Origin of the sequence: Paraburkholderia kururiensis JCM 10599 = LMG 19447, from assembly GCF_003986935.1 — a bacterium.
In the GTDB taxonomy this organism is placed as follows: Bacteria; Pseudomonadota; Gammaproteobacteria; order Burkholderiales; family Burkholderiaceae; genus Paraburkholderia; species Paraburkholderia kururiensis.
In genome coordinates, this window is the sequence record NZ_RJZE01000012.1 from 19,053 (window position 1) to 39,975 (window position 20,923).

Below are 20,923 nucleotides of genomic sequence, written 5' to 3' on the forward strand. Positions count from 1 at the left end.
AGCACCGTTCCCAGCGGGGCTTTCTGCGCGACGATAGCCGCCACTTCTACAGCGTTAATGGAGACACACGGACATGAAAACCTGGCGCATTGCCACCATTCCCGGCGACGGCATCGGCAAGGAGGTGGTCCCGGCGGGCCAGCGCGTGCTCGAAGCCCTCGCGCAGCGTTCCGACGCGTTCGCATTCGAGTTCGAGAACTTCGACTGGGGCGGCGACTACTATCGCGAACACGGCGTCATGATGCCGGCCGACGGGCTCGACGCACTGCGCAACAAGGACGCCATTCTGTTCGGTTCAGCCGGCGACCCGCACATTGCCGACCACATCACGCTGTGGGGCTTGCGCCTCAAGATCTGCCAGGGCTTCGACCAGTACGCGAACGTGCGCCCCACACGCATCCTGCCCGGCATCGACGCGCCGCTGAAACGCTGCACGCCCGCCGACCTCGACTGGGTGATCGTGCGCGAAAACTCGGAAGGCGAGTATTCGGGCGTGGGCGGCCGCGCACATCAGGGGCACCCCATCGAGGTGGCAACCGACGTCTCGATGATGACGCGCGCGGGCGTCGAACGGATTCTGCGTTTCGCGTTTCGTCTCGCGCAATCGCGTCCGCGCAAACATCTCACGGTGATCACGAAGAGCAACGCGCAGCGCCACGCCATGGTGATGTGGGACGAGATCGCGGTGCAGATCTCGAAGGAATTTCCCGATGTCAGCTGGGACAAGGAACTCGTGGATGCCGCCACCGCGCGCATGGTGAACCGCCCCGCGTCGCTCGACACCATCGTCGCGACCAACCTGCATGCGGACATCCTGAGCGACCTGGCTGCCGCGCTGGCCGGCAGCCTCGGCATCGCGCCCACGGCGAACCTCGATCCCGAACGCCGCTACCCGTCGATGTTCGAGCCCATTCATGGCTCAGCATTCGACATCATGGGCAAGGGGCTCGCCAATCCGATCGGCACGTTCTGGTCGGCGGTCATGCTGCTCGAACACCTCGGCGAAACCGCTGCGGCCCGCGTGCTGATGTCGGCCATCGAGCACGTCACCGCCAGCCCCGCGCTCCATACGCGCGACCTGGGCGGCAGTGCGACCACGGCACAGGTGACGGACGCCGTCTGCGCGTACATCGCGCAACACGCAGGGCTTATCCAGCAGGCTGCCTAAGCGCATTGCCGCTTGTTGCTCTGACCTCACGAGTCAAGGGCAACACTCAGCAACACCAACCATACGAAGAGCGGCCGTCGTGCGCCATGCTGCGCACGGCAGGCGGCCTCCACCGGAGACGACCATGACTTCCGACCTGCCCGCCCGCGTCGTGCGCAAGCTGACGTGGCGCATCCTGCCGTTCGTGATGCTCCTTTACTTCGTAAGCTTTCTGGACCGTGTGAACGTGGGCTTTGCCGCGATCTCGATGAACAAGGCCGTCGGGCTCACGCCGGCCATGTTCGGTCTGGGCGGCGGCATCTTCTTTCTGGGCTATTTCCTCTTCGAGGTGCCGTCGAACCTCATTCTCAACAAGGTCGGCGCGCGGGTGTGGATCGCGCGCGTGATGGTCACATGGGGGCTCGTATCCGGGGCGTCGGCGTTCGTGAGCGGGCCGCACTCGTTCTATGCGCTGCGTTTCCTGCTCGGTGTGGCAGAAGCCGGTTTCTTCCCCGGCATCATTCTTTATCTCAGCCAGTGGTTTCCCACCCGGCAGCGCGCGCTGGCCGCCGCCGCGTTCATGGCCGCGGCACCGCTTTCCACGGCGATCGGCTCGCCGGTCTCGGGCGCGTTGATGGAGTTGCCGCCCATGCTTGGCCTCAGCAACTGGCAATGGCTCTTTCTGATCGAAGCGCTGCCTGCCATCGTGCTCGGCTTCGTGGTGCTGCGCGCGCTCACGGATTCGCCGGAAAAGGCCACGTGGCTTGCGCCCGAGGAGAAGGCCTGGCTCGTCGCCACGCTGCGTGACGAGCACCGCGAACGCGAGTCGCAGGCTGGCCACACCGAAGGCGCGCTGCGGGCGCTGCGCGATCCGCGCGTGCTGGTCATGGCGCTGATCTACTTCGGCACGTCCGCGGGGCTTTATACGCTTGGGTTGTGGGCGCCGCTCATCATCCGCCAGTTCGGCTTCAGCGCGTTTGGCACGGGCATGCTCAACGCGATACCCAGCGTACTCGCGGTGGTGGGCATGATTGCGTGGGCACGCCATTCGGACCGGGCACGTGAACGCACGTGGCACGTTGCCATCCCATGCGTGGCCGCCGCCGCGGGGCTCGCGTTCTGCGGCGTCGCGCAGACGGCGGCCCAGGTCGTGCTGGCGCTCGTCGTCGTGAACGTGGGCATCAGCGCTGCGAAGGCGCCGCTGTGGGCCATGCCGGCCTCGTTCCTCTCGGGAGCGGGCGCGGCGGCAGGCATCGCGATGATCAATTCGATCGGCAACCTGGGCGGCTTCGTCGGGCCGTTCGCCATCGGCTGGCTCAAGTCCGTGACGGGCGGCTACGCCGCGGGCCTCTATGTCGTCGCGGCGAGTCTTGGCCTGTCGGCCGTGCTCACGCTTGCGATTGCGCGCGGCGGCTTGCGCAGACATCCGCAAGCTGTGCAGTAGGCGCAGCCTCGCGGCTTACTCCTCCATGCGAGCACGCGTGGTGGAGAGCAACGCCGTCATGGTTTCTCGCGCGCGCACCGTGTCGCGGGCCTGAATGGCTTCGAGCACAGCGGTGTGGTCGGGCAACGCGGCGTTGAACACGTCGGCGCGCTTGGCGTTCACACGCAATTGCGCCTCCAGCGTGCGCTCGATCAACGCGCCCAGCGGAATGAGCAGTTCGTTGCAGCACGCGTCCAGCACGCTCAGATGGAATTGCAGGTCCGCGCGCACCCATTCGTCCTCGTTGCGGGCGGCCGCCATCGCGGCGTGCGCGTCGGCAATCGCGGCGAGTGCGGCTTCGTCGTGCGCAGCGGCGGCGAGCGCGGCGGCATAAGGCTCGATCATTTCGCGCATTTCCTGCAGTTTCATCGCGAACTTGAGCGGCGGCGCCACGCGCGCGTACCAGTTGAGCAGGTCGGCATCGAGCAGGTTCCAGGCGTCGCGTGGACGCACACGCGTACCCACCCGCGGTCGCGACTCCACCAGACCCTTCGACGTCAGCGTGCGCAGCGCCTCGCGCAACACCGTGCGGCTCACGCCAAAGGTCTCCATGAGTTCCGCTTCACGCGGAAGGACCGATCCCGGCGCATAGTCGCCGCGCAGAATGGCCGTGGCAAGTTCGTATGCCACGCGGCCGTGCAGATCGTTCTGAATGGCTGTTCTCCGTTGTGCTTGTACTTGTACGGCCGGCTCGCAGCGCCGGTCCTGGCTGGGTCGCCGTTTGCCGGCGGCCGGTCTTGCACCCGCAGCCGGGTGAAAACGACCGCGATTATCGGACATCCGCGGCTCGTGGAGCATGCTCGACCGCAAGACGCAGCCCGGCCCAGTATCGCGCGGTCGAATAATACTATTAATAGTACTGTTTTAGGTTTTGCGCTAGGATATCGCCACTCGACGCGGCGCCGCTGCCTTCCTCACGCCAACGGCCGCCGCGCAGTCACGGCATTCGCAAGGAGACATCGCCATGAAGATCACCCGCCTCGAAACGTTCATCGTCCCGCCGCGCTGGCTCTTCCTCAAGATCGAAACGGACGAAGGCATCGTCGGCTGGGGCGAGCCCGTTGTCGAAGGGCGCGCCCATACCGTGGAAGCGGCCGTCCACGAACTCGCGGACTATCTCGTCGGCAAAGACCCGCTGCTGATCGAAGACCACTGGCAGGTCATGTACCGCGCCGGCTTCTACCGGGGCGGTCCGATTTCGATGAGCGCGATTGCGGGCATCGACCAGGCGCTGTGGGACATCAAAGGCAAGCACCACGGCGTGCCCGTGCATGCGCTGCTGGGCGGCCAGGTGCGCGACCGTATCAAGGTCTATTCGTGGATTGGCGGCGACCGTCCGCACGACGTCGCGAACAACGCGCGCGCCGTGGTGGAGCGCGGCTTCAAGGCGGTGAAGATGAACGGCTCCGAAGAGCTGCAGATCATCGACACCTTCGAGAAAGTGGAAGGCGTGATCGCCAACGTGGCGGCCGTGCGCGAAGCCGTGGGCCCGCATGTGGGTATCGGCGTCGACTTCCATGGCCGCGTGCACAAGCCCATGGCCAAAGTGCTCGCGAAAGAGCTGGACCCGTATCGTCTGCTCTTCATCGAAGAGCCGGTACTCTCGGAGAACGTGGAAGCGTTGCGCGACATCGTCAACCAGACCAACACGCCCATTGCGCTCGGCGAGCGGCTCTACTCGCGCTGGGACTTCAAGCACATTCTGGCGGGCGGCTACGTCGACATCATTCAGCCCGACGCGTCGCACGCGGGCGGCATCACCGAGTGCCGCAAGATCGCGTCGATGGCGGAAGCCTACGACGTCGCGCTCGCGCTGCATTGCCCGCTCGGCCCCATCGCGCTCGCCACGTGCCTGCAGATCGACGCAGTGAGCTACAACGCGTTCATCCAGGAGCAGAGCCTCGGCATTCACTACAACCAGGGCAACGACCTGCTCGACTACATCCGCAATCCCGAAGTGTTCCGCTACGAAGACGGCTTCGTTTCGATTCCGCAGGGCCCGGGCCTCGGCATCGACGTGAACGAGGAGAAGGTCCGCGAGATGGCGAAGGTGGGCCACCGCTGGCGCAATCCCGTGTGGCGCCATTCCGACGGCAGCGTCGCCGAGTGGTGACGCTGCGCGGGCGAGCGCGATTGCGGGGCTCGCCCGTTACGTGACATCGCGCGGGACACGTTTCGGTTACGTAACGTATCCCGCGTTTTTTCAGGCCCGTGTTCGCCGGCTCACACACGCGTGTTGGCCGGAGCGCTCACCGGCTTTGCTTGCCCCATAAGGCTTTGCGACTGCGCCCGTGACGCGCGGCGCACCTCTGGCCCACTCCTTGCTGATCAGCGTGCAAACGACAGCAAAAACAAGGAGTGCACATGGGCGAGTTCCTTCCGGACTATCTGATCCGCGAACAGGCGGCAGTCGGCGCGCTGTTCGCGTTCGGCGTGCTGCGCGTGATCGGCGCGGCCGTCGCGTTCGAGCGCGGCTGGCAGATCGGTCTGGTCGGCAAGTGCTTCGTCGCGGCGGCGGTGCTGTACTGCCTGCCGCAACTGTTCGATCTGCTCACGCAGATGTACGGGTCGCGCGTGGCGCTCGCGGAACTCGAAGGCAAGGCGGCAGGCTGCGCTGTAGCGCTGTTCTGCGCGCCGATTCTCGGTCATCGGCTCGGCTTCGAATGAGGGCCTCGCATCGCAACCGGCGCGCCGCCTGGGCTACGCGGTCGCCGTGTATCGAGCGGACTGCGCCTGCCGTGGCTGAGAAACCCACTGCTGCGGCGGCACAGTCGGCGTATCGTGCCGGCGATGTCGTCGCGCTCAAGTCGGCGGGACGCACGATGACCGTCATGTGGGCCGGGCCCGTGCTCTTCGACGCGGGCCGTTGGGCGATCTGCCAGTGGTTCGACGACGCGGGCGAGCTGTGCCAGGAGATGTTTCCCGAGGCCATGCTCGTGGCCGCGCATTGGTCGCTCGCCTCCTGATCTGCGCACACGCGCTGAGGCTTTTCTCTCTCAACCCATCGCCATTGCGCCGGGCATGCTGTGCGCGAGCGCAGCCGCTGCGATGAACGCGCCCGTGATGGCCAGCGCTTCGAGATACAGCACGTTGGCGAACGTATGGGCGTCCATGGTCGATGCCGTGCGGCGCAGGCGCGGCAGCGCCTGGAAGCGGTTGAGCCCGCCCAGCACCACGGCCAGCGCAACGAGCGTGAGCTTGAAGACGAGCAGATGACCCCACGTGCTGCCCGTGAGCGGCGCAAGCGATCCGCCCGTCCCGCGCACCGCACGGAACACGCCCGTCGCGATCACGAACAGCACGGCAACGAACGACGTGGACGACAACTGGCCGGCGATGCGAATCAACACGCCGCGCGCCGTCGACGCGCCGAGCGCGGGCAACACCGCGAATCCGGCCGACATCACGAGGCCGCCCCAGACGCCGGTCGTGAGCACATGGAGCGTCTGGATACCGAGCGCGGCCGACGCAAGGCCGTCATCGGCGGCATGGCCAGACGCGGCCCGGCCCGCCGCGACGGCGATCACGGCCAGCCACAACAGCGCGTCGCGCAAACGGCCCGCATGCGGCACAAGCGTCGTGACGAGCAGCACGAGGGACGCCGCGAACGCGAACGCCCACGCGTGACCCACGTGCGTCTGCGCGAGCAGCGTCGGCACGGCGGCCAGGGCATCCGTCAACGTCGCGCCGGTCACGGCTGCGGCTTCGTACAGCAGCCATGCCAGTTGCGCGAGAAGCAGCGCGACGGCGGCCGCCACCGCGGAGCGTTGTGCACGCATCGAGGCAACATGCGCAGGCGCCGCCACGGCCCGGCCGTCTTTATCGAGCCACGCGCCGAGCAGGGCCGAACCCACGGCAAAGGCGAATGCCACGTCGACAAGGGCAGCCATCGTGACCTGCCCGAACCAGAGCCAGTCCATCGTCATTGGTCACGCTCCGCCATTGCAAAACGCTGACGGGAGAAAAGCGTGGCACGCAACGTCGTGCGCGGCGGCAAGAGGGAGTCGAATGGCGTCATGAGGTAATGGGCTGGAGCGGGAAACAACGGCAAGGTGAGCAAACGACCGCAGACAAGACTGCGGCCCAAGATGGTAGCGATGATCGGCGCCGTTGTGGCGGGCACGGCTGCTGCGGCTATCGCGTCACGCAAGCGGCCCCGGATGCCGAACATGCAGACCGCTCAGACCGGCCTGCGGTGGGCGCTGCGTCAAACTGTCGCACAGCCGCACCCTCTGGAACTCCGTTGCCTGTGGCAAATAGTCACCTTCACCCATCGATGATAGAATGCTGCGTCGCCGCAGCGCCGCCGTCTTTCATCTGGCGCGCGCAGCCTTCATTCCGAGCCAATCGAAGCTCGGTCAGGTTCCCGCCTTTGATGGAGTTACGCGTGTCTTCAAGACGCATTTTCCGCCCGCTCGTCGCCCTTCTGCTGGCCGGCACGGCAGGCGTCTACAGTGCTGCGAATGCGCAGACGACCCAGCCCAAAGCCCCCGATACGATGGAAGCTCGCGTGCAAGGCTGCACGGCGTGCCACGGCTCGCATGGCCAGGGTACCGACAACGACTACTTCCCGCGCCTCGCGGGCAAGCCGGCCCAGTATCTGTACAACCAGCTGCAGAACTTCCGCGAAGGCCGCCGGAAGTATCCGCCCATGAATTACCTCGTCACGTATCTCTCGGACGACTACCTCCACGAGATCGCGACGTACTTCTCCCAGCAGCGTCCGCCGTACCCGACGCCGGCAAAGCCGACGGTGCCCGCCTCGACGCTCGAACGCGGCCGCCAGATCGTGCTGAACGGCGACGCCGGCAAGCAGATTCCGGCCTGCGCGGCTTGCCACGGCAAGGCGCTGACCGGCATGGAGCCCGCCATTCCGGGTCTCGTCGGCCTGCACTCCGACTACATCAGCGCGCAGCTGGGCGCATGGCGCTCGGGCTCGCGTCATGCCGTGGCGCCGGACTGCATGCACACCATTGCAACGCGCCTTTCGGATGAAGACGTGAACGCCGTGGCCGCGTGGCTCTCCACGCAGCCGGCTCCGCAAAACCCCGTTCCGGCTCCGGCCCGCTCGATGAAGACGCCGCTCGCGTGCGGCAGCGAACCGCAATAAGGCGCCGGGAGAGACAACCAAATGAAACGCAAGTCCCTGTTCGCACTCTCCGCTGTGGTCGCCGTGGCGGCCGCGGCACTCGTCCCGGTGCTGTGGTCCGGCGGCGACAATCTGCACAACGGCGTCGCCGTTGCCGCCACGCCGGCCGACCAGGCCGAGCTCATCAAGAAGGGCGAGTACCTGGCCCGCGCGGGCGACTGTATCGCCTGCCACACGGTGCGCGGCGGCAAGCAGTTCGCAGGCGGCCTGCCGATGGCCACGCCGTTCGGCACGCTCTACACGCCCAACATCACGCCCGACGACCAGTACGGTATCGGCAAGTGGAGTTCTGACGACTTCTACCGCGCCATGCACACGGGCCGCTCGAAGGACGGCAGCCTGCTCTATCCGGCGTTCCCGTTCACGAGCTACACGAAGGTTTCGCGCGCGGATTCGGACGCCATCTACGCTTACCTGCGTTCGGTGCCGCCGGTTTCCGTGCCGAGCCGTCCGCATGAGCTCAAGTTCCCGTTCAACAACCGTAACCTGCTGATCGGCTGGCGCACGCTCTTCTTCCGCGAAGGCGAATACAAGCCGGACCCCACCCGCTCGGTGGAATGGAACCGCGGCGCGTATCTGGTTGAAGGCCTCGGCCACTGCGGCATGTGCCACACCTCCATCAACATGATGGGTGGTCCGGTGAACTCGGCGGCGTTCGCGGGCGGCCTGATTCCGCTGCAGAACTGGTATGCGCCTTCGCTCACGTCGAGTGAAGGCGGCCTCGGCGCCTGGGACATCAAGGACGTCGCCGACCTGCTGAAGACGGGCGTGTCGCAGCGCGGCGCCGTGTTCGGTCCGATGGCCGAAGTCGTGCACAACAGCTTGCAGTACCTCTCGGACGACGACATTCACGCCATGTCCACGTACCTGAAGACGATCCCGCAGAAGAGCGAAGCACCCGAACCGCTCCAGCTGGAAACGTCGCAAGCGTACGGCAGCGAACTGTTGGAGCAAGGCAAGAAGATCTACAACGACCAGTGTGCGAAGTGCCACGCGGAGAACGGTCTTGGCAAACCGCCTGCGTTCCCGCCGCTCGCGAACAACCAGTCGATCCAGATGCAGTCGGCGGTCAACCCGATCCGCATGGTGCTCAACGGCGGCTATCCGCCGAGCACCTCGGTCAATCCGAAGCCGTATGGGATGCCGCCGTTCGCGCAGGCGCTGTCGAATCAGGAAGTAGCCGCGGTGGTTACCTACATCCGCATGTCCTGGGGTAACAAGGGCGCGCCGGTGTCGCCGCAACAGGTTGCCGATCTGCGTTCGGCGCCGCTCGACTGAGCGACGCGCTGACGCCAATCGCAGTACCCGGGGGCGCAGCCGGCGGATATCGCAGGCGGCGCCCCCTGTTTTTTGTGGGGCTTGTTTGATGCATTACGGACCGCGCAACAGCGGTCCGTCGCACCGGAACCATTGGCGCGTAAGGTCTGCAGCCATCACAGAAAGGAAGAAGGAACCAGCATGCACACCGGCGAGCGTTTCAACAGCATTACGCACCTCGTCGGCGCCGTACTCTCCGCCGCCGGACTGGCAACGCTCGTCACGATGGGCGCGGTGGACGGCGACGCGTACAAGATCGTCAGCTTCAGCGTGTACGGCGCGATGCTCGTCGCGCTCTACACCATTTCCACGCTGTACCACGTGGCGCGCGGACCGAAGCTCAAGGCGGTGCTGCAAAAGTGCGATCACTCGGCCATCTATCTGCTGATCGCGGGCAGCTACACGCCGTTCACGCTCGTCACGCTGCGCGGGCCGTGGGGCTGGTCGCTGTTCGGCGTAAGCTGGGGGCTCGCCGCGCTCGGCATCGTGCAGGAGCTGACGCTCGGGCGGCGCACGCGGGCTGTATCGATGGTGCTGTATGTGGCGATGGGATGGCTTGCGCTCGTCGCAGTCAAGCCGCTCGTGCATGCCCTGCCCGCCGGCGGCACCGCATGGCTCGTGGCCGGCGGTGTGATATACAGCCTTGGGATCTACTTCTTCATCAACGACGAGCGCATCCGGCACGGACACGGAATCTGGCATCTGTTCGTCCTCGCCGGCAGCCTCTGCCAGTTCGTGAGCGTCGCGCGCTACGTCGCGTAAGGCGCCACGGCCCAACCCTCGCGCTGCCGCCGCAGTGTCAGCGGCAGCGCGATGCAACTTAAAGCCAGCCGACGTGTCTCGATAGGCCGTCGACTTCTTCGGCACGCGCACTGGCGTGCCGCCCGGTTTTTACCGCGAAGGGCGGGTGCTTTTACGCATCGCCGCGCACGACAAGGCATGCCACCGCGCACGCCGCCACAGCCTCGTTCAGACCGTATTCAGGCTGTGCAGCGGCGACGCGCGGCCGTCATGCGAGACGCTGCGCGCGTCGCCCCTCGCGTCACTGCATTGCAAACAGGTGTTTATGTCTTTCGATTCTCTCGGCTTGTCCGAACCGCTCGTCCGCGCCGTTCACGAACTCGGCTATACGTCGCCCACTCCGATCCAGACCCAAGCCATTCCGGCCGTGCTCGGCGGCGGCGACCTGCTCGCCGGCGCACAGACCGGCACCGGCAAGACAGCCGGCTTTACGCTGCCCATCCTGCAGCGCCTTTCCACCATGCCGCCCGCGCCCGGCGGCAAACGCGTCGTGCGCGCGCTGATCCTCACGCCGACGCGCGAACTCGCGGCCCAGGTCGAAGAGAGCGTGCGCGCCTACGGCAAGTATCTGAAGCTGAAGTCGACGGTGATGTTCGGCGGCGTCGGCATCAATCCGCAGATCGATGCGCTCAGGCGTGGCGTCGATATCGTCGTGGCCACGCCGGGTCGCCTGCTCGATCACATGCAGCAGAAGACGATCGACGTCTCGCATCTCGAAATCCTCGTGCTCGACGAGGCCGACCGCATGCTCGACATGGGCTTCATCCACGACATCAAGCGCGTGCTCGCGAAGCTGCCCGCGAAGCGCCAGAACCTGCTGTTCTCGGCCACCTTCTCCGACGAGATCAAGGCGCTCGCCGACAATCTGCTCGACTCGCCCGCGCTGATCGAAGTCGCGCGTCGCAATACGACCGCGGAAACGGTCGCGCAGAAGGTGCACCCCGTGGACCGCGATCGCAAGCGCGAACTGCTCACGCACCTGATCCGCCAACACAACTGGTTCCAGGTGCTCGTGTTCACGCGTACGAAGCACGGCGCGAACCGCCTCGCGGAACAGCTCACGAAGGACGGCATCACCGCGCTGGCCATTCACGGCAACAAGAGTCAGTCCGCGCGCACGCGGGCGCTGGCCGAGTTCAAGGACGGCACGCTCCAGGTGCTGGTCGCGACAGACATCGCGGCACGCGGCATCGACATCGATCAGTTGCCGCACGTCGTTAACTTCGACCTGCCCAACGTGCCGGAGGACTACGTCCACCGTATCGGCCGCACGGGGCGCGCGGGCGCGACGGGCGAGGCGGTGTCGCTCGTCTGCGTGGACGAGTTGCAGTTGCTGAAGGACATCGAGCGGCTCATCAAGCGCCCGGTGCCGCAGGAAGTGATTCCCGGCTTCGAGCCGGATCCGGACGCGAAGCCGGAACCTATCCTGCGCCGCGGCCAGGGCGGCGGACGTTCCCAGCCGCGCGACGGACAAGCGCGGCCGCAAGGCGGCGCACCGCGCGCGCCGAAGCGGGAAGCTGCACGAGAAGCGCCGCGTGGAGCCGCGCCCGCTGCGAAGCCCACGCAAAAGGGCGCCGCGCATCCGCGCGGCAACGCACAGGGCGGCACGGGCCGAAGCGGCCAGGGCGCGAATGGACAGAGCGACGCACGCGCCAACGGGAACAGCAGCGGCCACGCGCGCGCGCAGGAACCGCGTACCGCCAAGCCCGTCAAGCCCGTCAAGCAAGGACATGGCGGATCGAACGGATACGGCGCCGGCAACGCTCGCAAGGACGCACCCCGCCGCGATCAAGACGGCGGCGCCGCGCGCGGTTCGCGCAAGCCGCAAGGCAACCCGGGCGCGTTGCTCGGCGGCAAGGCACGCGGCAACGCCTCGGGCAACCGTTGATCGTCTACGTTGTGATGTCGTGAAGCACGCGCCGACCGCGGCGCGTTGCTGAACGCGCTGGACGCCATGTCGTGCGTCCAGCGCTCTATCCTTCCGATGCGCGCTTGAGCAGCGCGATCTGTTCTTCCCAGCGGCGCAACGCCGCTTCCCGCATCCCTTCTTCGAGTTCGAAACGAATCCCGCCCGTGAGCCGCGCATAGTTCACGCGCTGCACTTCGCCTGCGGCAAGCGTGCCCTTGAAACAGACCAGCGGCAGTGCGGCTTCGCTTGCGCGTTGCATGGGCTCGACATCGAGCTGCGCCTGATAGAAGGCGCCCTCGAACACGAACGTGAGCGCGGCAGTGCCTCGCACCGCCAGCGCTTGCGCTGCCCGCGACTGCGGCCACAATGCGAGGCAAAGCGTGCGCGGCCCCGGCGCGTAGAGTTCTCCGATACCCAGCAACGCCGTGCGCGGACGTCCGCCCTCACCGATGGTCACGAGTGATGCCGTGAACCCGACCTTGCCGGCAAGCGACGTACCGTCGAAGAGCGCACGCAGCGCATCCGGCCAGACGTCGAAGGTCTGCTGTTGCAGCGCGTTGTTGCGCGTAGTCGGGTCGCTCATGATGCCGCGCCGCGTTGCCTCGCCCTCCGATAAACGCCCCGCCCGAGGCAAGCAGCCCTCATCGGAAGAACACGTGCTGCGTGATCTTGGCGAGCGGGTAATGCACGCCGGGCTGGATTTTCGCGGGCAGCTCCAGCGGCTTGAGCAGCATCTTCACGCACATGTCCGCAGACAGATTGCGCCGCACGAGCGCGTTCACGCGCGCCGAACGCTCGCGGTTATAGGCGGAGTCGTGCACGCGCTCGGGATAGCGAATCGCAAAGACGTGGCGCAGCGCGATCTCCGAGTCCTCGTTCTTGATCTCCATGACCCGGCGCATCAGCGCCCCGAGCACGGCGAGCCGGCCGTTGCCCTCGATCTTGTTGTACTTCTTGAAGTACTTGAAAAAGTGCTTGTAGTGGCGCACTTCGTCGGTGCGGATGTTGTCCGTGATCTCTTTGAGCACGGGCTCGTCCGAACACTCGTTGATCGCGCGATACAGCGTGGCGGTGCCCGTTTCCACGACGCAGCGCGCCACCATTTCCAGCGCCCGCGTCTTCTCGAATTCCTCGACGCTGCAGGTCTTCGAGTATTCGTCGAAGAAGTTGTGGAACGCGGTGTCCCAGTCGAACTCCGGCCACACGTGCGCGATGTAAGTCTTCAGCGCGCGGCCGTGCTGGAGCTCTTCGTGCTCCCATTCGTTGTTGAGCCACGCCGAGACTTCCGGGTCGTCGTCGAAGAACAAACTCAGGTTGCGCGTGTAGAGGTCGGTGCCGCTCTCGATGAACGAGGCCGCACACAACAGCAGCAGCAGGTCTTCGTTGGCAGCGGCACGCTGTCGGTCTATACGGGAGAGGTCGATGTCTTCGATACGCCAGGTCATTACATGGCGAGGTTCGATGTCAGTGCGCATTGTTTCGTGCTCCCAAGGCGACACCGGCAGAAGAGCACAAACGCCACCGGGTTGGTTCGCACGGTGGTCCGCTTCCGCCGGTGAAACGTCATTGAAACGTCATACCCTTTCATGCTGCATCTTAGCTGTTGTTTCGCGAATCTGCAGTTAAAGAGCACAGACCGTACCTACGCACGGCAGTTCCGGCAAGAAGCTGTTTGAAATATTCCGTTGTAATGGAGAAGGTTTCTCTGTGGAGAGCGGGCCCGGCCCTGGCTTTCGGCCTCGGGCCCGCTCCCGAACTCAGAACCCGGCGGCAAGGCCGTCGCGGCGGCTGTCGCTCGCGGCGACGTAGCCGCGCTCCGGCTCGTTGCGGTCGAGACGCCAGATGTACTGGCCGGAGCCGAAATCCATGTACGGGTCGTCGACGGACTTGATCGTATGGCCGCGCGCCTCGAGCGCGCGGGCGCAGGCGGGGTCGAGCGTGGCTTCGACGTCGAGCGTGAAGTCGCGGTTCACCTTCCAGCGCGGCGCGTCGCACGCAGCCTGCGGCTGCTGGCCGTAGTCGAGCATCCGCACGATGGACTGCAGGTGCCCTTGCGGCTGCATGTCGCCGCCCATCACGCCGAAGCTCATCACCGCTTCCTCACGGCCTTCCACGCGCTGCGTGAGGAACGCCGGGATGATGGTGTGGAACGGCCGCTTGCCGCCTTCCACGACGTTCGGCGACTTCGGGTCCATCGAGAATCCACAGCCGCGGTTCTGCATCGAGATGCCCATGTCCGGCACCACGATGCCCGACCCGAAGCCCATGTAGTTCGACTGGATGAAGCTCACCATCATGCCGCGCTCGTCGGCGGCGCTGAGGTAGATCGTGCCGCCCGCCTTCGGCATACCGAAGTCGAAATGCGTCGCGCGCTTCGGGTCGATCACCCTGGCGCGCTCGGCGAGATACGCGTCGTCGAGCATCTGCTGCGGTGTGACCTCCATGGAACGCGGGTCCGCCACGTAGCGGTACACGTCGGCGAACGCGAGCTTCATGGCCTCGATCTGCAGATGCTGCGACTCGACGCTGTCCACCTGGATCGCGCTCACGTCGAACTGGGCGAGGATGCCGAGCGCGATCAACGCCGCGATGCCCTGGCCGTTCGGCGGAATTTCGTGCACGGTGTAGCCGCGATAGTCTTTGGAAATGGGCTCGACCCAGTCGGCGCGGTAGTTGCGCAGGTCGTCCAGCGTCAGCGCGCCGCCGCCCTCGCGCGCGAACGCGGCAATGCGTTCGGCGATCTCGCCCTCGTAGTAGGCGCGCGGGCCTTGGGCCGCCAGCATGCGCAAGGTCTTCGCGTGGCCGGGAAAACGCACGAGCTCGCTCACCTCGGGCGCGCGGCCGTGCGGCATGAACGCGGCGGCAAAACCGGGCTGATCTTTGAGCTCCGGCACCGCGGCCGCCCATTTGTAGGCGACGATGCTCGCCACCGCATGGCCGCGCTCGGCAATCTCGATGGCGGGCTCCATCAGGTCCGCGAACGGCAGGGAGCCGAACTTCGCGTGCAACGCCTCCCAGCCGGCAATCACGCCGGGCACCGTCACGGCGTCCCAGCCGCGCTTGGGTTGCATCGCAAGGCCGTTTTCCTCGCCGTAGCGGCGCCGGAAGTAATCGACGTTCCACGCGGCCGGCGCCACACCCGACGCATTGAGGCCATGCAGCCTGGCGCCATCCCAGACCAGCGCAAAGGCATCGCCGCCCAGGCCGCACGAAACGGGCTCGACCACGGTAATGGCGGCTGCGGCGGCAATCGCCGCGTCCACCGCATTGCCGCCTTTCCACAGCATGCGCAGTCCGGCCTGCGCGGCCAGCGGATGCGAGGTGGACACGATGTTGCGGGCGAACACAGGCAGGCGGGGCGTGGGATAGGGGTTGTGCCAGTTAAAGCGTGTCATGTTGTTTCCAGTGTGGCCAGGTGGCGGAAGGCGGAGCAGCGAAACCGAACATTGCAGCGTGAAGCCGTTCAAAGCGCAAATTCATTTATGGCATGAATAAATGCGGGTTGCATCTGAATCCGGCGCAAGGCGGGGAAGTCTTAAAATACGCCGACCCGCACAACAACGAGATGCGCCTGTACGCGCCACCGGCACAGACACCATGACACGAGACCCCCGCCTCACCCTGAACGCACGCCAACAGGAACTGCTCGAATGGGTGCAGCGCGACGGCTTCGTCACCGTGGACGACCTGGCGGCGCATTTCGACGTCACGCCGCAAACCATCCGGCGCGACGTCAACTGGCTCGCCGACCTGAACCTCCTGCGGCGATACCACGGCGGCGCCACCCTGCCCACGAGTTCGGAGAACGTCTCCTACACCGCGCGCCAGCGCATGTTCCACGAGGAAAAACGCCGCATCGCCGCGCTCGCCGCCACGCACATTCCCGACCAGGCATCGCTCTTCATCAACCTGGGCACCACGACCGAGGAAGTGGCACGCGCGCTGAACCGTCATCGCGGCCTGCGCGTCATCACGAACAACCTCAACGTGGCCAGCATGATGAGCGGCTACCCGGACTGCGAGGTGCTGATCACAGGCGGTATCGTGCGCCCGTGGGACAAGGGGATCGTGGGGGAGCTAGCCATCGACTTCATCCGCCAGTTCAAGGTGGACTTCGCGATCATCGGCACCTCGGGAATCGAGACCGACGGCACGCTGCGCGACTTCGACACGCGCGAGGTGCGCGTGGCCGAAGCCATCATGTCGCATGCGCGCACGGTCTTCCTCGTGACCGACCATTCGAAGTTCGGCCGCCCGGCGCTCGTGCGCCAGGGCCACCTGAGCCAGGTCCACGCCCTTTTCACCGACGAAGCCCCGCCCGCCGACATGACCGAGACGCTCACGCAGACCGGCACCCAGGTGTACGTGGCGAAGTGAGCACCGAAGTGAGCACGTCACCCAGGCAAAGTGCGCCGATGCCGACGTGAGCCACTGCGCAGCGCGCCGGCTCACCTGAGCGCTTGCTGCACCGCACGCAATACTTCGAGTGAAATCAAGGATTTGCCCGCGCGACCAAACCGCTTGTCGATGGCCTGCTTGTCAAAGGGAAAATTTTCAGGGCACGGTTTGTACAACAGTGTGCGGTTGACTACACTCCAGTTCCCCGCCGCCATGCGGCCACGCGCGTTGCGCATTGGCCCACCAGCCCGGCTCTCACGCCGGACAGCGGCACTGCCGAAGCCTTCCGCCGTATCCGTTCACCTCGCCCCCGGCTGTTGCCGCGGCGAGACTGCCGGGTCCGGCCCACTGGAGAGGACGACGATGCTGAGCCCGCATGAATTCGCCACGCTACTGCTCGTGAAGGACGCTCCGAACCAGCTCGACATGGAGCGCGAAGAACTGGACGCGCTGCTCGAGCGACAACTCGTTCAGCTCGAAAAGCTCGCTTCAGGCAACCAGCGGTGGCGTCTCACGGAAACGGGCGATACCGCGCTACGCGCCATCAAGCGTCTTTCCTGATCTGCTGGCTGGCGCGGGCTTCGCCCGCACCGCCTTGCCGGTCGCCCTGCGTGTGGCCGGCGGGTAACCTGCGAGCCGGTAGTCCCTTTTCGAATCCGTGCAGTGGCTTCCTGCCCAGGCGCCGGTTTGCTGCACGACCCTCCCCGACGCAGGCACACGACAGTCAGTGCGCACGTGTGCCTGCAATGACAGTCACGCGGCCCGCTCGCTTCGAGGTCGCGTGACTTTTTTTGCGTCCAGGCCCTCATCTATCCCTCGGCTCACCCCGCCCGCAGCGTCGGGTCCACGGCCGCGCGCCAGCTGAGCGCGTTGGCCCGCTGATCGTTGAAGAACATCACCCACTGGTTGCGCAGCTTCGGATCGCCGCTCGCGGCCAGCGTCGCGTAGCGCTGCGCGATGAGCGTCTGGAACGCGCAGTATTCGTCCTTCGAGATGCGGCGGTGCCGGCTCGCCACATAAGCGTCCAGCAGCGTCGAGTAGACCGGTTGCGCGTCGTTGCCGTAATCGGTGGACGGCGCGCCGCACATCTCCTGCAATGACGCGAGCGACGGCGCGCCCCACCCGCCCGCCACGTCCGCCGACGTGCTGATGCACCCGCTCAGCAGCGCCGCGGCGCCCACCATTCCCGCCATTGCCCAGATCGTCTTCACCTCAATCCTCCTTTGCTCGTGGTTCGCGGCCTCCCACACGGCGAGGCGCGGCTACGGCACCGAGTATCGCCGCTCGCGCCCCGGCGTGCCACCGGCAGGGCAGGATTCATCAGATTCGAACTTTACATTTTCGAATTTGTTCACTAAAGTTCGAAAACGAAAACTATCGGTTCGATAGTTTTTCGCTTCATCCCCATCTAACAGGCATCCGGCCCGCCGGCGATCGTCCGATTGCAGCGCCGGCCCTCACGCGGAGACACAGCAGGTGACGCAAGGATCAAGGTTCGATCTGCTCGTCGTAGGCGGCGGCATCAACGGCGCGGGCATCGCGCGCGACGCCGCGGGCCGCGGCTTTTCGGTACTGCTCTGCGAACAGGACGACCTCGCCGCGCACACCTCGTCGGCCAGCACGAAGCTGATCCACGGCGGCCTGCGCTATCTGGAGTACCGCGAGTTCGGACTCGTGCGCAAAGCGCTGCAGGAGCGCGAAACGCTGCTGCGCGCGGCGCCGCACATCATGTGGCCCCTGCGCTTCGTCATGCCGCACATGCCGGATCTGCGCCCGGCCTGGCTGATCCGCGCCGGTCTCTTCCTCTACGATCACCTCGCCAGGCGCGAACTGCTGCCCGGCTCGCGCGGCATCGACATGCGCCGGCATCCTGCGGGCGCGCCGCTCGTCGACTCGATCCGGCGCGGCTTCGTGTATTCGGACGGCTGGGTGGACGACGCTCGCCTTGTCGTGCTCAACGCGCTCGACGCGAGCGAACACGGCGCGCGCGTCATGACACGCACGAAGCTCGTAAGCGCCGTGCGCGCGGGCAACGAGTGGCACGCGAAACTGCAACGTACCGACGGCACCTCCTTCGACGTGCGCGCCGGCGCCATCGCCAATGCCGCCGGCCCGTGGGTCGCCGAACTGCTGCACGGCGCGCTGGGGCGCGGCGCGCAGCACAGCGTGCGGCTCGTGAAAGGCAGCCACATCGTCACGCGGCGCCTTTTCGATCACGACCACGCCTACATCTTCCAGAACCCGGACAAGCGGATCATTTTCGCGATTCCGTACGAGCGCGAGTTCACGCTGATCGGCACGACGGACATCGAATATCGCAACGATCCGGCACGCGTGGCCATCGACGCGAACGAAGTGCAGTACCTCTGCGATTCGATCAACCGCTATTTCAAGCGCCACATTGCGCCGGCGGATGTTTGCTGGACCTACTCGGGCGTGCGTCCGCTGCTGGAAGACGAAAACGCCGACAACCCGTCGGCCGTCACGCGCGACTACAAGCTCGAACTCGACGCGCCCGAAGGCACCGCGCCGCTGCTCTCGGTGTTCGGCGGCAAGATCACGACGTTTCGCAAGCTGGCCGAAGAGGCCGTCGATACGCTCGCGGGTGCACTCGGCCAGCAAGCGCCGACCTGGACCGCGGGTGCGCCGCTGCCGGGCGGCGACATCGAACGCGCGAACTTCGAAGGTTTCCTCGCGCGCTTTCAGCGCGAGCACGCATGGCTGCCCGCCGATCTCGCGCGGCGCTACGCGCGCGCCTACGGCACGCGCGCGACGAACGTGGTCGGCCATGCGCACTCGCTTGCCGAGCTGGGCCGCGCCTTCGCGCCGGGGCTCTACGAAGCCGAACTCCGCTATCTGCGCGACGTCGAATGGGCGCGCAGCGCGCAGGACGTGCTGTGGCGCCGCTCGAAGCTCGGCCTGCACGTGGAGCCGGGCACGCTCGCCGCAGTCACGGCCGACATCGACGCGTGGTTCGCGCAAGAGCCGGCGGCACGGGCGGCGTGAGGTTTAAGGCTTGAGGCCGGCGCGCGCAGTCGACCGGCCAGTAATGCAGTCATTCAGTAATCGGACCGCCGCCGAGCGGTACGCAGAACAACAAGCTTTTCCCCGTCGCGAGTCCCCGCTCGCGATTCACGAAAACGCATGGAGAAGAGACACATGACGGACCAGTACATCCTCGCACTCGACCAGGGCACAACCAGCTCGCGCGCCATTCTGTTCGACCGTCAGGGAAACATCGTTTCCACGGCACAAAAGGAATTCCAGCAGATCTACCCGAAGCCGGGCTGGGTAGAGCACGATCCCCAGGAAATCTGGTCGACCCAGGCCGGTGTCGCGGCCGAAGCGGTGACGCGCGCCGGCCTGAACGGCACGTCGATTGCCGGCATCGGCATCACGAACCAGCGTGAGACTACCATCGTGTGGGACCGCGAAACGGGTCACCCCATCTACAACGCCATCGTCTGGCAAGACCGCCGCACCGCCGACTTCTGCGACCAGCTGAAAGCGCAGGGGCTCGAAGAGAGGGTGCGCGCGAAGACCGGTTTGCCTATCGACGCCTACTTCTCCGCCACCAAAATCCGCTGGATTCTGGACAACGTGGAAGGCGCGCGCGAAAAGGCAAAGCAAGGCCGCCTCGCCTTCGGCACCGTGGACAGCTGGCTCGTGTGGAACTTCACGAAGCACAACCTGCACATCACCGACGTAACCAACGCGTCGCGCACCATGCTCTTCAACATCCATACGTTGAAGTGGGACGACGAACTGCTCGAAGCGCTCGACATTCCGCGCAGCATGCTGCCCGAGGTGCGCCCGTCGTCCGAGGTGTACGGTCCGACCGTGACCACCGTGTTCGCCTCGAAGATTCCGATTGGCGGCATTGCCGGCGACCAGCACGCCGCGCTCTTCGGCCAGATGTGCACGGAATCGGGCATGGTGAAGAACACCTACGGCACGGGCTGCTTCCTCGTCATGAACACGGGCAGCAAGCCGATCGAGTCGAAGAACAATCTCGTCACGACCATCGCCTGGCAGATCGGCGACCAGATCAACTACGCGCTGGAAGGCAGCATCTTCATCGCGGGCGCCGTGGTGCAATGGCTGCGCGATGGGCTCGGCATCATCAAGAGCGCCGCTGAAATCGAAAGCCTCGCGCGCAGCGTGCCGCATTGCGACGGCGTCTATCTCGTGCCCGCATTCGCCGGACTCGGCGCGCCGCACTGGAATGCCCGCGCGCGCGGCACGCTCTTCGGCATCACGCGCGGCACCACGTCGGCGCATATCGCGCGCGCGGCGCTCGACTCCATCGCGTATCAATCCGTCGACGTGCTGAAGGCCATGGAAGCCGACTCGGGCATCCGCATCGGCGAGTTGCGCGTGGACGGCGGCGCCTGCGCCAACAATCTGCTCATGCAGTTCCAGGCCGACATGCTCGGCGTGGATGCGGTCCGTCCGCAAGTGAGCGAAACCACGGCGCTCGGCGCCGCCTATCTGGCAGGCCTCGCCGTGGGCTACTGGAAGGACGTGGGCGAGTTGCAGCAGCAATGGCAGCTCGATCGCCGCTTCTCGCCCGCCATGGAGCCGCGCGACGTCAAGCAGTGCCTCGACGGCTGGCAGCGCGCCGTGCGCGCCGCGAAGGCCTGGGCCGACGCGCCCTGATCCCCCTCGCCTGACGCAGCTTCCCGCTGCGCGCTGGCTGCATCGCGAGCACGACCGGCT

At 66.0% G+C, this 20,923-nt stretch carries 20 protein-coding genes; 13 read left to right on the plus strand and 7 right to left on the minus strand.

The window, feature by feature from the left end; genetic code table 11:
• Window positions 1–73 precede the first annotated feature (73 nt).
• Both PKKP23_RS15745 and PKKP23_RS15750 read left to right on the plus strand, forming a co-directional pair.
• Window positions 74–1,168, plus strand: a complete 1,095-nt coding sequence (locus tag PKKP23_RS15745) for a tartrate dehydrogenase (RefSeq protein ID WP_126877601.1) — start codon at window positions 74–76, stop codon at window positions 1,166–1,168.
• Between the two features lie 124 nt (window positions 1,169–1,292).
• Window positions 1,293–2,591: an MFS transporter gene (locus PKKP23_RS15750; RefSeq protein ID WP_126877602.1), complete on the plus strand. Its 1,299-nt coding sequence runs from the start codon at window positions 1,293–1,295 to the stop codon at window positions 2,589–2,591.
• A 15-nt stretch (window positions 2,592–2,606) separates the two neighbouring features.
• Here PKKP23_RS15750 and PKKP23_RS15755 read toward each other — a convergent pair whose 3' ends face one another.
• On the minus strand, window positions 2,607–3,284 hold the full coding sequence (locus PKKP23_RS15755; RefSeq protein ID WP_126877710.1) for a FadR/GntR family transcriptional regulator: 678 nt from the start codon (window positions 3,282–3,284) through the stop codon (window positions 2,607–2,609).
• A 310-nt stretch (window positions 3,285–3,594) separates the two neighbouring features.
• On the opposite strand from PKKP23_RS15755, the gene dgoD reads away from it, so the two are divergent.
• The 3 genes from dgoD to PKKP23_RS15770 all read left to right on the plus strand — a co-directional run bounded on the left by dgoD (window position 3,595) and on the right by PKKP23_RS15770 (window position 5,596).
• Window positions 3,595–4,743 (plus strand): galactonate dehydratase, encoded by a 1,149-nt coding sequence (gene dgoD, locus PKKP23_RS15760; RefSeq protein WP_017772750.1) that lies wholly within the window; start codon window positions 3,595–3,597, stop codon window positions 4,741–4,743.
• Window positions 4,744–4,994: 251 nt separating this feature from the next.
• Window positions 4,995–5,297 (plus strand): hypothetical protein, encoded by a 303-nt coding sequence (locus PKKP23_RS15765; protein ID WP_017772749.1) that lies wholly within the window; start codon window positions 4,995–4,997, stop codon window positions 5,295–5,297.
• A 71-nt stretch (window positions 5,298–5,368) separates the two neighbouring features.
• Window positions 5,369–5,596: a YodC family protein gene (locus PKKP23_RS15770; protein WP_126877603.1), complete on the plus strand. Its 228-nt coding sequence runs from the start codon at window positions 5,369–5,371 to the stop codon at window positions 5,594–5,596.
• Between the two features lie 30 nt (window positions 5,597–5,626).
• Here PKKP23_RS15770 and PKKP23_RS15775 read toward each other — a convergent pair whose 3' ends face one another.
• Entirely contained in the window at window positions 5,627–6,556 is a 930-nt protein-coding gene (locus tag PKKP23_RS15775; protein ID WP_126877604.1) for a CopD family protein, read from the minus strand.
• 449 nt (window positions 6,557–7,005) lie between these two features.
• On the opposite strand from PKKP23_RS15775, the gene PKKP23_RS15780 reads away from it, so the two are divergent.
• The 4 genes from PKKP23_RS15780 to PKKP23_RS15795 all read left to right on the plus strand — a co-directional run bounded on the left by PKKP23_RS15780 (window position 7,006) and on the right by PKKP23_RS15795 (window position 11,785).
• Window positions 7,006–7,740 (plus strand): c-type cytochrome, encoded by a 735-nt coding sequence (locus PKKP23_RS15780; protein WP_042299509.1) that lies wholly within the window; start codon window positions 7,006–7,008, stop codon window positions 7,738–7,740.
• A 21-nt stretch (window positions 7,741–7,761) separates the two neighbouring features.
• Entirely contained in the window at window positions 7,762–9,057 is a 1,296-nt protein-coding gene (locus PKKP23_RS15785) for a c-type cytochrome (protein ID WP_017772745.1), read from the plus strand.
• Window positions 9,058–9,237: 180 nt separating this feature from the next.
• The gene (gene trhA, locus PKKP23_RS15790) at window positions 9,238–9,858 is read left to right on the plus strand and encodes a PAQR family membrane homeostasis protein TrhA (protein WP_017772744.1); all 621 of its coding nucleotides are present in this window, start codon (window positions 9,238–9,240) and stop codon (window positions 9,856–9,858) included.
• A 304-nt stretch (window positions 9,859–10,162) separates the two neighbouring features.
• On the plus strand, window positions 10,163–11,785 hold the full coding sequence (locus tag PKKP23_RS15795) for a DEAD/DEAH box helicase (protein ID WP_126877605.1): 1,623 nt from the start codon (window positions 10,163–10,165) through the stop codon (window positions 11,783–11,785).
• An 85-nt stretch (window positions 11,786–11,870) separates the two neighbouring features.
• On the opposite strand, the gene PKKP23_RS15800 is transcribed toward PKKP23_RS15795, so the two are convergent.
• The 3 genes from PKKP23_RS15800 to PKKP23_RS15810 all read right to left on the minus strand — a co-directional run bounded on the left by PKKP23_RS15800 (window position 11,871) and on the right by PKKP23_RS15810 (window position 15,201).
• The gene (locus PKKP23_RS15800) at window positions 11,871–12,389 is read right to left on the minus strand and encodes a hypothetical protein (RefSeq protein WP_126877606.1); all 519 of its coding nucleotides are present in this window, start codon (window positions 12,387–12,389) and stop codon (window positions 11,871–11,873) included.
• 58 nt (window positions 12,390–12,447) lie between these two features.
• Window positions 12,448–13,281: a ferritin-like domain-containing protein gene (locus PKKP23_RS15805; protein WP_026121029.1), complete on the minus strand. Its 834-nt coding sequence runs from the start codon at window positions 13,279–13,281 to the stop codon at window positions 12,448–12,450.
• A 282-nt stretch (window positions 13,282–13,563) separates the two neighbouring features.
• Complete coding sequence (locus PKKP23_RS15810) at window positions 13,564–15,201, minus strand: gamma-glutamyltransferase family protein (protein WP_026121028.1); 1,638 nt, start codon at window positions 15,199–15,201, stop codon at window positions 13,564–13,566.
• A 202-nt stretch (window positions 15,202–15,403) separates the two neighbouring features.
• Here PKKP23_RS15810 and PKKP23_RS15815 point away from each other — a divergent pair, with 202 nt between their 5' ends.
• Entirely contained in the window at window positions 15,404–16,183 is a 780-nt protein-coding gene (locus PKKP23_RS15815) for a DeoR/GlpR family DNA-binding transcription regulator (protein ID WP_017772739.1), read from the plus strand.
• 71 nt (window positions 16,184–16,254) lie between these two features.
• Here PKKP23_RS15815 and PKKP23_RS15820 read toward each other — a convergent pair whose 3' ends face one another.
• Window positions 16,255–16,440: a hypothetical protein gene (locus PKKP23_RS15820; protein WP_126877607.1), complete on the minus strand. Its 186-nt coding sequence runs from the start codon at window positions 16,438–16,440 to the stop codon at window positions 16,255–16,257.
• A 127-nt stretch (window positions 16,441–16,567) separates the two neighbouring features.
• On the opposite strand from PKKP23_RS15820, the gene PKKP23_RS15825 reads away from it, so the two are divergent.
• Complete coding sequence (locus tag PKKP23_RS15825; RefSeq protein WP_017772738.1) at window positions 16,568–16,765, plus strand: hypothetical protein; 198 nt, start codon at window positions 16,568–16,570, stop codon at window positions 16,763–16,765.
• A gap of 260 nt (window positions 16,766–17,025) precedes the next feature.
• Here PKKP23_RS15825 and PKKP23_RS15830 read toward each other — a convergent pair whose 3' ends face one another.
• Window positions 17,026–17,388 carry a hypothetical protein gene (locus tag PKKP23_RS15830; protein ID WP_126877711.1) on the minus strand — a complete coding sequence of 121 codons (363 nt, stop codon included), beginning with the start codon at window positions 17,386–17,388 and terminating at the stop codon, window positions 17,026–17,028.
• Window positions 17,389–17,680: 292 nt separating this feature from the next.
• Here PKKP23_RS15830 and glpD point away from each other — a divergent pair, with 292 nt between their 5' ends.
• Together glpD and glpK are read left to right on the plus strand one after the other, a co-directional pair.
• Window positions 17,681–19,210: a glycerol-3-phosphate dehydrogenase gene (gene glpD / locus PKKP23_RS15835; RefSeq protein WP_126877608.1), complete on the plus strand. Its 1,530-nt coding sequence runs from the start codon at window positions 17,681–17,683 to the stop codon at window positions 19,208–19,210.
• A gap of 153 nt (window positions 19,211–19,363) precedes the next feature.
• Complete coding sequence (gene glpK, locus PKKP23_RS15840; RefSeq protein ID WP_126877712.1) at window positions 19,364–20,863, plus strand: glycerol kinase GlpK; 1,500 nt, start codon at window positions 19,364–19,366, stop codon at window positions 20,861–20,863.
• Window positions 20,864–20,923 lie beyond the last annotated feature (60 nt).